Genomic DNA, 13,574 nt, shown 5'->3' with positions numbered 1-13,574 from the left:
GGCAATCGTTTGGGAGTTTTGTGTTTCCGAATCTATCTTCCTTTCCTTCTGCTTGAATATCTGCGGAATGTGGGTTCTAAAAATTCTTAATTTTAACCCGACTTGAGCAGATTAAATCAGAACATTAAGACTTTCTGAACTTCTTAAAATCCGGATAATTTTCCTTCTTAGATAGGTATTATAGTTCGAGCATTAACTGGCAGAGTTTAAAATTTTAACTAAATAATTATTGTCCATTGCCGCTCGATACCGTTTCATTTTTAAACTTTGTGCCGGAAGTTTTTTCTTGTTTCAGCAAGTTTATAGCACTCCCGACGTAGAAGTGCAAAATTTTCGGGAGAGTTCTGTTTCCGAATCCGGCTTTTATCTTCACAAAATGTAACATCAAGCCTCCAATGTAAGCAATTTTCAATGCCCCAATGACGGAGGATCGCCCCAGGAAGTTTTTCAGCATGACTGCTTAAACTACTCAAATAAAAACTAGCTGAGCGTGGTGGTTTTATTCCACAGCCGTCGTTCACTAACTATCCTGACAACGGTTTTTAATCCCGTCCATAATTCTTGATTATGCAGAGGTGGTAACTCGGATACATCCACAGTCCAGACTTGTCTTTTTTCCACTCGATGATGTCCTGCTTCTACTTGTTCATGCCGGATTGTACTCTCTGCCTAAATAATCGGCTTTTTGAGCTACTTCAAACCACTCTTTTACAGTGTTAAAAAGGAGTTTGTTATTCCCTTTTAAAGCTAAAACATAATCTCCTTTTTTCTTTACAATCAGAGAGTTATGTCTTTTTGACATCAAGCGATCGTCTATTGTTATTACGTTTCCGGCAATTTTTAACATTTCTACTAATGCCGGAATTGCTGTCAGCTCATTAAAATTTTTATGAAGTTATTTGCGCTTAAAAATAATTAATGAGATGAAGACCAGACAGTGAATATATGTAGCGCTTTTGGCTGGTCATTTCTGTCATAAAATTGTTTCATTGTTTGGCCATCAATGGCAATCACGTTTAGTTTTAATTCCCCGACTATCGAATTTAACCAACTCAAAAAGCATTCTTGAAACAGTTGTAGTTCAGTTCTGGCAAATAAGGAGACTAAATGCGTCATGATATGGTATACCATTCAGTAATTCTAGAAAGCTTTTCAACCATTCATATTTGGCATTACCATAGGCTTCTATTCCGGATCGATCCGTCTGCACCGCGTCTGGACAGCTATAACCGCAATCGATCTAATATCTTTGAGCAAATGTTCTTTACTTCTTTCTATTCTTGGGTCATTCAAGTTGGAAAAATGTTCTAAAAAACTGGCATTGAAATATTCCTTGAAGGCAATGAATCTATTTGTTTTTATTGCGAAATAACAGTTTTACTAAAACCTATTTCCATTGATAACACTTATAAACTACAATAAACTACATACAAAATTAGTCGGATATAACTGTAGCATATTTTGGGTGGAAGTTAAGATGCGTTTACCCTCGGATGGCAAGGTTGTCATCACCAAAAACTGAGATGGCGTCAGGTATTTTTGTAAATGAGTCTGGTAGAATCTTCGTATCATTATTTTTTGGGATAAGCAAGCGTGTAACAATTCTGCTGCCTATCTTTTTTTACCACAAGTGGGCTCAATCCTGACTAAATAAGGGTTTCAGGCGGGTTGTCACCCCCCTAGGAGGCACAATATTCATCAATAAAATTGATGGTGGGTCGAGATGGGCGGGCTTCATCCATAGACAGCAACTGAGTTTGGGTCGTTTGTGGCTATTATACTTCCATCAGAGTGACACAAAAGCAATAAATTGCCTATTGAAATTGTCGAAAGGGTTGTGGGGTATGAGGTGTATGGTGTAGGTGTATGCAAATTAAATTCCTATTAACTTATGCTAGGTATCAATGTCGGGAGAAGTCACTATGCTTGGTAAATCAAGGATGCCCTTATCACCTGGACTTTTTAGAAAAATTCCCCTACAAATAATGCTAATTGTGCCATTTGTTGTCCAAACAGTTGGAGCAGTGGCTGTTGTTGGTTATCTTTCCTATAGAAACGGTCAAAAAGCAGTAAATGATGTAGCTACTCAGTTACGAAATGAGACTAGCGATCGCATCAACCAAAACCTAACTTATCTGCTTGCTATTCCCTTTCAATCCTTTGAAAACTATGATGCAGCCCTTAGCCAAAACCGCATCGATCTTAATAATGGGAGAGACGTAGAGAAGTTTCTATGGGGGCAACTCCCTGCCTTTCCCCTTGTGGCTGCCGCAGCTTTTGTTAGCCCCAATCAAGAGTTTTTTGCTGGTGAGCGGCAGGATGATGGCGCGATCGTCATCCGTACTTCGGAGGTAGAAAATAACCACACTTTGACGACCTATACCGCCAGTCCACAAGGGGAACGCCGGGAAATTATCAACGCCGGGAAACCTAACTTTGACCCCCGCAAACGCCCCTACTATAAAATTCCAGTCCAGCAAAAGCAAGCTGTTTGGGCAAAACTGTATCCTCACATTACAGGTAAATACCTATACATTGCGGCTGGCAAACCCATATATACCAAGACTGGAGATATCCAAGGAGTGTGGATGACAAGTTTAAATCTAGTAATGTTTGGGGATTTTTTAAGTAAACTCAAAATCGGTAAAACTGGGCAAAGTTTTATTCTGGAACGTTCTGGAGAAATGATTGCCACCTCTACGGGGGAAAAGCCCTTTCAATATTACCCAGACAAGGTTGTCCAACTGCCAGAGCAACGAATTGAACGACTCAAGGTTGTCAATAGTAGCAATGCCATCACCCAAAAAGCGAGTCAAGCTTTGCTAGAGCAGTTTCGTGATTTTCAAAATATCCAAGCATCTCATCAACTGAAATTTACCGTCGATGGTAAAAATTATTTCGTCCAAGTCGATCCTTTTCGAGATAGTAAAGGTATTGATTGGTTGGTGGTGGTGACTATTCCAGAAGCAGATTTTATGGAGCAGATTAATGCCAATACTCAGACTACAATCCTGCTCTGTTTAGCAACTTTGATTTTGGCAATTTTGTTGGGTATCCTGACCGCTCGCCGGATTATCCGTCCTGTGGAGCGGATCACCACTGCTTCGGAAGCGATCGCTGGGGGCAATCTCAACCAACAAGTGGAGGTTAGTTCCATCGTTGAACTTGGCAAGTTAGCCAACGTTTTTAACGACATGACCAAACAACTGAAGGATTCTCTAGATGCCCTCCATTTGGCAAATGAAGAGTTGGAAGCTAGAGTGGAGCAAAGAACAGGAGAACTGCGCCAAGAAAAAGAAAGGTCAGACCAATTACTTTTGAATATCTTACCTGCGGAAATTGCCGATCGCCTCATGCGGACTAATGAATCCCCTGCTGAACATTTTGAAGAAGCCACGATTTTGTTTGCGGATATCGTAGGTTTTACTACGATCTCGGCCCGGATAGAGCCCATGCAATTGGTAGCAGGTTTGAACCAAATTTTCTCTGCCTTCGATCAACTCACTGAAAAGTATGGCTTAGAGAAAATTAAAACCATTGGGGATGCCTACATGGTAGTTGGTGGTTTACCCGTTTCTCGATCGGATCATGCCGAAGCGATCGCCAACATGGCGTTGGATATGCACGCCTATATGCAAGACGTGCAGAATATTTTTGGGGAATCTCTACAAATTCGGATCGGGATTAATACCGGTCCTGTAATTGCGGGAGTAATTGGGATTAAGAAATTTATCTATGACCTGTGGGGTGATGCGGTGAATATCGCCTCCAGGATGGAATCCCACGGCAAACCGGGATACATTCAAGTCACCGATGCGACTTATCTCAAATTACAGAATAAATACTTACTAGAGCCAAGGGGTACGATCGAGGTCAAGGGAAGAGGAGAAATGATGACCTATTGGCTTTTGGGTCGGCGGGGAGGAATATTAGCCACTAGCAGTCGATCAGTGAATAACTGTTAAAATAACGTTAACTAAGGGTTATTTTAACTGAATGTTAATTATTGAATTATCTAGGATAGAAAACTGCCTATGCTAGCACCTTTCATCCCAACATCTCGCACGTGAAGAAAATATGGAAAAAGGTCAGTCAAAAGGCGTGGCAACTGGGGGGACAAGTTTTCGTCAAAAAGTAATTTCCTGCAGGCAGTGGAGCAATCATCAACCGACTCTCACAGTCAGCAGCATAAGCAATACAGGCTTTTAAATCTTCCCGTGTCAAATCAGGAAAGTCGTCAAGTATATCTGCTTCGGTTATCTCAGAAGTCAAATACTCAAGCACTTCATAAACCGTAATTCACAAGCCCCGCCCACAAGGTTTACTACTGCGTTTATTGGGTTCCATCGTCATGTAATTTCGGTAGTTCATAGTTTAAATTATAAGTCAAGATAAGTCTAAAAGCCAGCAACCAAGATTTGTGTCAAAACTTTACATCTCTCACTCCAACGCCGATTCTGGTTGCTTTAAACACCTCATAACTCGTTCCGTGACCGAGACTGATGCGCCCTAAGTTGTGCTCGTAATTGGGCAATTGCAGTCGCCATATCTAACACCATTTCGGCTCCTACTAAGGTAACAAGAGTGCTACCCGATCGCTATCACTTTAAGCAAGAGGAGCAAACCGCTTTAAAAACAGAGGCACAATGACTGGAATCCGTGTACTGCTGCAAATGAGATCTGGAATCAAACTGAGTGGTTTGGTAGCAAATAGGGGGTTTATGAAAGCCAACTGGCTCAAGAAAATTTGAAATAGAAACACACCAACCACACCGTTCGCACGGATACAAGTAAGGGTTCATCTCAATGAAAGCAAATCTAGGATAAAAGGGGTCAACTAAAAATTTGACTAAAATAGTAAAAAAAGCATGAGTTAAAGAAAATGACACCCGAAGATAAACAGCAGCTAAAAGCATAAGATGTAGGGGAGTTAAATAGGGTGTTTTTTTAACTTGCTGAAAAAAAAACCAATAACTATCTCAACTTATAGCCAATAAAACAACTACCTACAGAAAGTCTTAAAAGAGGAACATAAAGGAGATTTTAGAGAAAAAATGCTGATTTTATTATTGCTCAATGACGAAAAAGTTAAGCTAAAATTGCTGACTTTTGGGGTTGCTCGGTGAATAAAGTATTTCATTGGTAGATTCAGGGAGAGCCAGACAATCTAGAAACTCGCTCCAGATGCGAGAAAAACTGGAAATCATAGAAAAGCGACAGATAAATATATAGAAATATTATGATAAACTATAGATAAATAACCTCAAGAGTTAGGATACTAATTTGGGAGAGGGACAGCACAAAGATTAGCAATAGATATTTAGAAAGAGTACCGAAATAAACTTGGCCGGGGGGCAAAGGCAGAGAAGTTTCAAGTAAAAAATCCGCTTATGTTTAGTCAAAATATAGCTAAATAACAAAAAAAATCTCACTAAAAAGCCGGATGTAGAGGCAAAATATCCTAATAAGTTCAACTATTAAATTAAATTTAATAACTAATAACAATTAAATGTCAACTTTTGGAGACTAGTAAGTTTTGTTTCAAACTCACACCAAAAAAGAGTTGCTATAAAAAATGCCGAAAAAATGTCAGAGTATACAGAATAAAAGTCAGAGTTAATGTGATGGCTACACTAAGGTATTCAGACAAAATAAAGGTTGGTATAGTGTCTAGATAAAGGCAAATTATATAAGTTGTATAAATTTTATTTTGTGTTAAAGTTCCATTGATGAATGCGTAGAGGCCGGTAAAGCAGTATCAGAGTTTGCCGAGGGAGAAAGAAGCAAAAATAGTATTCGTCCTTGACAAGGCGAGTTGTCATAAGAAATAATAGTACATAAAAAAAAGAGTTGACGGAGCAAGAAGCAAAAATAGTATTCGTCTTGGACCATGCCACTTTTCATAAGAAATAATAGTAGATCAAAAAAATGAAACAGAAATGCCTAATCTTCATTGATAATTCCTTCCCGAATCAAGTCGCGACTATAACTTAATTGAATGGGTATGGCATTCGACAAAAGAATATATTGCCCATAGGCTATTTAAATCAATTGAAGAGCTAGAGTATTTATTGCAGATCCTCTTAAATGAAGGACAATTAATAATTAAATGGGGGCGAAAAATTAAAAACAAGGGTAATGCTTGTATCACAGTTTAAATGGGCAACAGCTTACGGCAATACGGCTGTGAGCGGGGGAACCCCCTGGCATAGCGATAATCTCTGCGTTACAATATTCGTGGCGTTCTTCAGCAGTTTCCTCGATCGCACGGTATTTATCTGGAGTAAAGCGAGTCTTTATCGCATGCGGAAGATTTGGCCGGTTGGTTTGAGTAATAACCACGATCGCACATCCTAAATAATTAGACTTTAAATAATTATTGTTTACAGCTAGATAGTTTTTCTAACCCAGATGCGTTTTCCTGGATTCCCTTCAAATTCCATAAAGAAGTATCCCTGCCTTTTTCCGCTTCTGCTTCACAACCCCTAAATTCTCGCTTTCCTTTTATTTTTAACACTCAATTGCTTAGTAAGCGATGTATAATAATGCAAAGCAAAAAGCAGATTGATTCCAAAAAACACCAAAGTTAATACAAAGGTAAAAAAGGACGTAAACGACAGCCTGGAAGTCATCGTAAATATCGCCAAAATGATTGAGCAAAGCCCAAAACCGGAAGCAAAAGAACTTAAAAGCAGCAACCGCACCTTAGACATAGTTTAATTTAAAGATTATCAGTAAAATGCACTCTTGGCAGCTACAGAGGAGTGCCAAATGATACTTATTACTATATAGCGGAATTGCTCAGTTCCGCCAAGGGCAAAACGACTGCTTTCCTAAAAAGGTTTGAATTATACACAAAAATACAGCCCGCGCTCCTGTAAACTCCTGTTGCTCGACTTAATATCAATCAAAGGAATTCCCCAGCCTCCGCGAGCATTCCACCTTTCGCCGTAAAGTCACCGCAGCCGCAATCCCGCTGACAGCAAAGTATTCGCTTCCAAAACCGCGCTTTCCCTGGGGTTCCAAACATTGCCAAAATCCACAAACGGCGTCACCTGCAAAACTCCTTGTTTGTCGTCGGTGCGCTTGCATCGGATACCGCAACTCGGCTGAATCAAAAATCCCGCTATCGGCCAGCAAAGCATCCTGACGGTAGCCCCGCAATGTGTCTGAGCCTCCTATACCGAATTGTTCGATCGGCAAAAGCTCTGCCCCAGCCAATGCCAAATCCGATCGCACCACCAGCAGCCTCTGAGCACCCAACAACCGCACGTACTGCAATTGACCCCGCCAGGTCAAAAATCGACTGTCAGGGCTGCTGCTGCTCACCGTAGCGCCAAATGCTGCCACTCCCAGACTGAACTGCGATCGCGCCGCCAAGACATCTCTCTCTCCCCTCTGAGTAAAATCCTGAAACAGCCTTAGCACCGCAACCGGATTTCTACCCCAATTATCTGCTTCCGGCGACAGTGGAAAATTTTTTCCCAGCAAAGATGTATCGCTTTCTCGACTGCGAGTACCAATACCGATCGCGATTTCTCTTCTGGGATTTTGCACGATCGGCTCGCGGTAAGTCAACTGCCAACTACTTCAAATCGAGCGACTTTTATCGTACCCAGAATCTTAGCAGTTCTGCAGGCTGTGCCGGCGCGGGAACAGCAGGCGGCAAAAGCTGTTCGCCTGAAAGCAAGGGCTTTTGCCGCGCGGGTTACCGGAGACGAGCCGGATTTTGCAGCCGCGGGTTGGGAATCGGAAATTCGTGTCTGTTTTCTCCTCGATTCGGCAATTGAGGGAGAGTTTCTGCTGCCTCACTTTGGGTCAGTTGATCGAGCTCCGGGATGCTATTTTCTTGCTCTTTACTGCCTCTATCTAATTCTGAACCCGAGTATAAATCACGAAGCCGATCGCGATCGTCTGCTGTTTCTTGATTTATTTTTAATTGAGACAGTAAATTATCCTGCAACATTGGCGCTTGCACCCCTGAGTCGGTAGCAACCATCGACTCGCCAACACTTAGAGCTGATAGCAGTGCGGGGCAAATAGCTGCAATTGAAAAACCAAGTGCTAATGCCTTGAAAAACTTGATTTTACAAAAGCCTCTAGAAAATTGCACGGGCATGACAGATTAGCAATATTTGATAGTTATTTACACTTACGATCGGGCGCAGCCGACGCAATTGCAAGGAATAAAATTACTCTATCACTTTTGACCGAGTTAATTGCTTAAGTCAATATAAAGATAGTTGACATCACTCCTGTTTTGTGTATTAAACGATTACTGAAAAAAACTCTAACATCCCAAGCTAGCCATCTTGCAAGGAATAAAATTACTCTATCACTTTTTAAACACTTAATTCCTTAAATCAATATAAAGATAGTTGACAATAAATATGTTTTGTGCATTCACAAATAACTAAAAAAACTCCGACCTCCCAAGCTAGCCCTGTAGGTCGGCGGAGCATTCTATCAAACCTGCGATCTGAGAAATAGGTAAATTTTGATAGAGATTACTACATTTTATTGAGCTGCGATCGCAATTCTTCCAACTCAGCGTCAATCACCGGGCTCGACTCCGAGCTACTAGCTGCTGCCGTTTTACCCGCTGCCGGCAATTGACCTTGAGACACAGAACCCCCGGTCAGTTGAGCTTTCATCTGAGCCAACTCGTCGTCAACATCACCGCCGCTTTCGAGCAAGCGGAACTGTTCCTCTAAATTGCTGCCGCCGGCGGCGAGTTCTGCCGAAGCTCCCGCGCGAGCTTCTATCTGCAAAACTTTTTCTTCCATGCGATCAAAAGCCGCCATTGAACTGCCAGTATTCAAGGTGCCAATGGTATTGTTGAGCTGTTCCTGAGCTTTAGCAGCGGATATCCTCGCTTTGAGCATATCCTTCTTAGTCTTAGCTTCGGAAATTTTGCTCTCCAAACCGATTAAGTTGCGCTTGAGACTTTCCACCTGAGCCGATTGCTGATCCAGACTGGCTTTCAGCGTAGCCGCCGTTTCAGCGTGAGACTTTTTGCGAACTAGCGCTTCCCGGGCCAAAGTCTCGTCTCCTTTTTGCAGGGCTAGCTGAGCGCGCTGCTGCCACTGATTAGACTGAGATTCAGCTTGATTGTACTGAGTCTGGGTGCGCTTTTGAGTGGCGATCGCGCTGGCAACGGCCTGACGCAACTGCACCAAGTCTTCCTGCATATCCGTAACAGACTGTTCTAAAATCTTTTCCGGGTCTTCAGCTTTGTTGACCAGATCGTTAAGATTGGCTTTGACGACTCGGCTAATACGGTCAAATAATCCCATAATGCTATTTTTCCTGGGTGAGGTGTACGAAGTAGGCGGAAAGCAGGCTTGATAGCCCTAGCCCGCAGTGGTGAAATTCACTCTTGTCAGATTTTTAGTGCGATTTAGTTTTTGGCAATTTTTGCAGACAGATAAATCCAGTTTAAAGCGATCGAGTAAAGTGATGCAGGCAAGCTTATTCATGCACCTATCTAGTAAACTACCCGACACTCATGCTTTGCATAGAGTGCGGACTTTTAGTAGCCCTCAAGACAACTTCCTGCAAAGAGCAGGACATTATCTCGGAACCTCCGGGCAGGTTTACGATCTGCCCCAAAGTAGCAATATTTCTTGCTCCATTCACATCGGCATCGCCAATCCATCCGCATCGCTCATTCAGGCACTCAAACCGCTTACCTTGGCGATTGCCAATCACCTTGCAACAGTGACAAGTTTTCGAGGTATAGCGCGGATCAACCAGTCTTACATCAACGCCAAATTTCACGCCTTTATAGATCAGGAATTGGCGCAACTGGTAGAACGCCCAACTATTGCTGCGTCTCCGTTCTGTTTTAGACCGTGGCAGTTCATTGGTACGCTCTCTGATTCCGGTCAAGTCTTCCAGGGTAATAGCCTGATTTGATGTCTTGGCTTGCTGGATCAGTCGATAGCTGATGGTATGGTTCAGCCATGTCTGGAATCTCCGTTCTCGTCCACTCAACCGTTGCAAAATCTGTCTCGCCCTTCTACGAGTAGACCTTGTGCCTTTGGACGCTTTACGCTGTAACGAAGCCTGTAGACGGTTATATCTGTCTCTGGCTTGTGTTACCTGTTTGCCACTGAATTTCTCTCCAGCAGATGTACAAGCAATGTCTGTGCGTCCCAAATCAACACCCAAGACATCATCAGTCTTTTGTTTCTCTGGTGGCTCAGACTCAAGCTGAATGTTCAGATAAAAGCTGCCATCGTTGCGCTTTACCAAAGTTGCCGTTTTGGGGTCTTGTCCTTGCAGCAAGTGTTTTTGGTAATTACCAATGTGCAGCTTAAACTTTTCTCTGCCCTTGAGCATGGTCAAGCTGACCAACCAATCCGATTCGCGGAAGGTGAAAGTTCTCGCGTCGTAAGTGGCAGAAGTGGGGGCAAACTTCTTAACGGGCTTAACCTTTTGCTTTGCCGTTTTGCGATTAGCGCAAACTCTACGAATTGCGTGAATCGTCATTTGAGCAGACAGCCCAGAATGCGATCGCGCTTCCTTGTAAATCAAGGACTGAACAGCAATCTGATTCGTCAGCTTTTCGGGTGTATGGGTGTTCACGTACTCACAGCATTTTGCAAAGGCAGTCAGTACCGCATTCAGCTTTTCAACCTGCTGCTGCGATACTTCCAATTTGCAAGAGACTGTAAGAACTTGGGACATTTTCAAACAGTGAAGTTTTGCTGTTGTTATTGTAGCGTCTTGGCAGCTTTCGGGGTATCGAACCCCTCAATCTGCCGCGCATTCCTCCCGACACTCACCTTTCAGGTAGAGTGCGGGACTCCTGCTATTCTAGTTGAGTTTAACTTCGATCCGGGAATTCCCCAACAGGCTTCGAGCCATCTCTAGCTAGGCTGTTGAGAAGTTTTTGCTGGTTCCGACTATTGTTCTGTTGCCTGGGATTCAGGATGCGGGCGGCTCGCTCGACGGCAATTTGGGTGTATTGTTGCCCGGAAGCATTTGTGCTTTCATCGCCGCCAACTCGGTATCCACATCGTCGGCACCTTCGAGAGAGAGAAACTTCTTTTCTAAATCATTAGTTCCGAGTTCTGCGATTGCTTCGGAGCGAGCTTCTAGCTGCATGACTTTCTCTTCCATCCGTTCAAACGCGCTCAAAGCGCTGCCGGTACTGAGATTGCCCATCATTTCTTGAAGCCTTTCCGACGATGCGGCCGATCGAGCTCGGGCAATGTACATATCTTTTTTAGATTTTGCCTCGGAAATTTTACTTTCGAGCGCCCGCATATTTTCTTTAAGTTTAGTCACAACAACGTTCTGTTGTGCGAGACTGGCTTTCATCGCCGTTGCCGTTTCTTGATAAGATTTCTTGCGCGTCAGAGCTTCCCGCGCCAAATTTTCCTCGCCTTTTTGCAAAGCTAACTGCGCCCGCTGATGCCATTCTGCTGCTGTAGACTCAGCTTGGGAACACTGGCGTTCAGTGCGTTTTTGAGCTGCAATCGCTCCTGCCACAGCTTGTCTGAGCTGCACTAAATCTTCCTGCATATCCATTACAGCCTGTTCCAGAATTTTTTCTGGGTCTTCTGCTGCCCCGACCAAACTGTTAATATTGGCTCGAATCACTCGCCATAGGCGATCGAATAATCCCATTTTGCCAGTCTCCCGATTTTCAACTTTAGAATTAAGACAGAGAAATCAGAATTAAAAACTAAAAATGAAAACTCCTCAATCGTCTTTTTAATTTTTAATTTTGAAATTTTAATTCCCTCTAAGTTAGGTAATCATGATTATTTTTAGGATGGGTAGGGCGCGAGCATTACCCATCAAAACTGAGCAAATGTTGGGTGAAGCGAAACGGAGGGTTCGTGCCTCGGCCCAACCTACTCCCCGATCATTAGTTTAATTGTCTTTGCCTAATTTAGGGCTGATAGTATTGTGGCTTCACCCCTTTTTCTTGGAGTTCTTTCGCCAAACGTTCTGCTGAGGCAGCATCGTTCAAAGCCCCCATTTGGATCTTGACACCCTTTGAGAAGTTCCGCACGTAGGCATCCGGAACTGCTCTTCTGGCTTGCTGGAGGGATTTTGCGTCGGTGTAATCGGTGACAACGTAATAGAAACCGTCGGCGGCCCGTGCAGGCCTTCCCAGCGGGGATACGGCGGCTGGGGATGCGGCGGCTGGGGATGCTGTCGCCGGGGATGTGGCTGCAGGCTGGGCTGGGGAGGGTGTGGGAGGCAGTATCGGCAGTGTCGGCACAGGCTGGGCGGCGCTGGGGCTGGGAGTGGGGAGCAAAGCCGTGCTCAGATTGTTGAGTCCTTGTTCCCTGCCTCTGGGCGGGTTGCCGTCTTCTGTAGGAATCGGCACAACCCCGCTGGGACCAGGAGGGGCTGGCGGAGTTGGCGGGATTGATGCTTTTGGTGACGGGGAAGGAATCGGGCTGACTGTCGGCTTAACATTGCTGAGAGTGCTCAAATCTAGCTCGACAAATTCCTTGGATACCAAATTTGGAGCTTTCGGTAGTTCCTTGGTGCTGGTATCTGAGATGGCAGTAGAGGCGGAACTGTCGTTTGCAGAGGGTGAGGTGCGATCGAGCAAACGGTTCAGGCCAGCCATCTTAACTAGATTTGACGGGTACATGACTGCGTAGCCCAAAGCTGTGCACGACAGCAAAAACAGCAGCATCGAACTCAGTCCCAAGGGAGTTAACAAACTGGCGGCTAAACTGCGTTCTACCGTAGGCTCAGCTTTTGACTCGTCCAAACTTTCGATCAGTTTTTCGCTTGATGCGAGATAATTGTTGGGTGCGAAGGCACTGCTAGATAATTTTGTGCCACCCCTGGTAGTTGCTAGCGGGGCATCGCCCTGAGTGCCAGCAAGGGATAGGGGCAGCGATAGTGGCTGCTGGGTTTCCTCTGCAGTCTCCGGCGCCAAATTTTGGGATAGCTGTTGCTCGGTTGTGGCTGTTTGCTTGCCGGTACGAACTGAGGGCGACACCCACTGTTCGGCCCGCCGCCTGTGCCTTCTGTATGTTGTCAGTTCTGCTTCTAGGTTTACATCTAGACTCCCCAGGACTGCTTGCAAAGCAGGCTTGATCGGGGTTGAAGAGGATTGATGATTTGGGGATTCAACCGAAGAACGCTTACTCATTAGCAAAACTCCTATCGCCTCTGAATTAATAATGTTTTGATTGTAAAGATAAACAAGAAGCTTGAAAACTTGCCTATTTTTTTATGATTAGCTACTTTTGGCGTCAATGCAACAGGGGCCCGATCGCCAACAGCTATTTTTCATTTTAATTTGAAAACTTAATTGTTGTTGTTTCCCGGAGGCTGCTTACCGAGACTCTCAGCCACTTTTTGTATCCTGAGCTACCACTTATTTGTAACCTCTCATACTCCTTGGGCATTTGTACTTTTTCTTGATCCCTAACGGCTTTATAAACTTTTAACCTTTGTTTTTACCTATACAATGAGCAACGACAGAGCTAATTGTTTCTATATATAACGAGATTATAAATAAATTATAAAATTTATTTATGCTTCGGGGATCGCTACAACCCAGACAGCATAAAGGTTGGGATGCTCTAAAA

General features: G+C 43.8%; 13 protein-coding genes and 1 pseudogene. 3 read left to right on the top strand and 11 right to left on the bottom strand.

Annotated features, from left to right (window positions below; translation table 11 throughout):
• Window positions 1–260: 260 nt before the first annotated feature.
• From QUA04_RS29990 to QUA04_RS19265, 3 genes are read right to left on the bottom strand one after another with little or no spacing between them, the layout of a single operon-like run.
• Window positions 261–521: an ISAs1 family transposase gene (locus tag QUA04_RS29990; RefSeq protein ID WP_445242342.1), complete on the bottom strand. Its 261-nt coding sequence runs from the start codon at window positions 519–521 to the stop codon at window positions 261–263.
• The gene (locus QUA04_RS19270; protein WP_333259331.1) at window positions 481–621 is read right to left on the bottom strand and encodes a hypothetical protein; all 141 of its coding nucleotides are present in this window, start codon (window positions 619–621) and stop codon (window positions 481–483) included. The genes QUA04_RS29990 and QUA04_RS19270 overlap by 41 nt, the downstream gene beginning before the upstream one ends.
• A gap of 25 nt (window positions 622–646) precedes the next feature.
• Window positions 647–847, bottom strand: coding sequence for a hypothetical protein (locus QUA04_RS19265; protein ID WP_333259329.1), 201 nt, complete (start codon window positions 845–847; stop codon window positions 647–649).
• A gap of 1,093 nt (window positions 848–1,940) precedes the next feature.
• Between QUA04_RS19265 and QUA04_RS19260 the strand changes: the two genes are divergently transcribed.
• The gene (locus QUA04_RS19260; protein WP_333259326.1) at window positions 1,941–3,965 is read left to right on the top strand and encodes an adenylate/guanylate cyclase domain-containing protein; all 2,025 of its coding nucleotides are present in this window, start codon (window positions 1,941–1,943) and stop codon (window positions 3,963–3,965) included.
• A 50-nt stretch (window positions 3,966–4,015) separates the two neighbouring features.
• Here QUA04_RS19260 and QUA04_RS19255 read toward each other — a convergent pair.
• A pseudogene (locus QUA04_RS19255) lies at window positions 4,016–4,129 on the bottom strand (hypothetical protein); the annotation flags it as partial.
• Window positions 4,093–4,299, bottom strand: coding sequence for a DUF433 domain-containing protein (locus QUA04_RS19250; RefSeq protein WP_445242343.1), 207 nt, complete (start codon window positions 4,297–4,299; stop codon window positions 4,093–4,095). The gene QUA04_RS19250 and the pseudogene QUA04_RS19255, both read right to left, overlap by 37 nt.
• Before the next feature lie 1,839 nt (window positions 4,300–6,138).
• Here QUA04_RS19250 and QUA04_RS19240 point away from each other — a divergent pair.
• Complete coding sequence (locus QUA04_RS19240; RefSeq protein ID WP_333259324.1) at window positions 6,139–6,357, top strand: hypothetical protein; 219 nt, start codon at window positions 6,139–6,141, stop codon at window positions 6,355–6,357.
• Between the two features lie 207 nt (window positions 6,358–6,564).
• Window positions 6,565–6,720 (top strand): hypothetical protein, encoded by a 156-nt coding sequence (locus tag QUA04_RS19235; RefSeq protein WP_333259321.1) that lies wholly within the window; start codon window positions 6,565–6,567, stop codon window positions 6,718–6,720.
• Between the two features lie 183 nt (window positions 6,721–6,903).
• Here the strand turns inward: QUA04_RS19235 and QUA04_RS19230 are convergent, their stop codons facing one another.
• From QUA04_RS19230 to QUA04_RS19205, 6 genes are all read right to left on the bottom strand, one after another.
• On the bottom strand, window positions 6,904–7,578 hold the full coding sequence (locus tag QUA04_RS19230; protein WP_333259319.1) for a ShlB/FhaC/HecB family hemolysin secretion/activation protein: 675 nt from the start codon (window positions 7,576–7,578) through the stop codon (window positions 6,904–6,906).
• Window positions 7,579–7,708: 130 nt separating this feature from the next.
• Window positions 7,709–8,119, bottom strand: a complete 411-nt coding sequence (locus QUA04_RS19225; protein WP_333259316.1) for a hypothetical protein — start codon at window positions 8,117–8,119, stop codon at window positions 7,709–7,711.
• Window positions 8,120–8,510: 391 nt separating this feature from the next.
• On the bottom strand, window positions 8,511–9,296 hold the full coding sequence (locus QUA04_RS19220) for a PspA/IM30 family protein (RefSeq protein ID WP_006635936.1): 786 nt from the start codon (window positions 9,294–9,296) through the stop codon (window positions 8,511–8,513).
• A 199-nt stretch (window positions 9,297–9,495) separates the two neighbouring features.
• Window positions 9,496–10,692, bottom strand: a complete 1,197-nt coding sequence (locus QUA04_RS19215) for an RNA-guided endonuclease TnpB family protein (RefSeq protein WP_333259313.1) — start codon at window positions 10,690–10,692, stop codon at window positions 9,496–9,498.
• Window positions 10,693–10,932: 240 nt separating this feature from the next.
• Window positions 10,933–11,637: a PspA/IM30 family protein gene (locus QUA04_RS19210; RefSeq protein ID WP_333259310.1), complete on the bottom strand. Its 705-nt coding sequence runs from the start codon at window positions 11,635–11,637 to the stop codon at window positions 10,933–10,935.
• A gap of 268 nt (window positions 11,638–11,905) precedes the next feature.
• Complete coding sequence (locus QUA04_RS19205) at window positions 11,906–13,132, bottom strand: hypothetical protein (protein ID WP_333259308.1); 1,227 nt, start codon at window positions 13,130–13,132, stop codon at window positions 11,906–11,908.
• Window positions 13,133–13,574 lie beyond the last annotated feature (442 nt).

The organism is Microcoleus sp. S13_C5 (genome assembly GCF_036700845.1).
Taxonomy (GTDB): domain Bacteria; phylum Cyanobacteriota; class Cyanobacteriia; order Cyanobacteriales; family Microcoleaceae; genus Microcoleus.
This window is presented reverse-complemented; position numbering and strand designations above follow the sequence as displayed.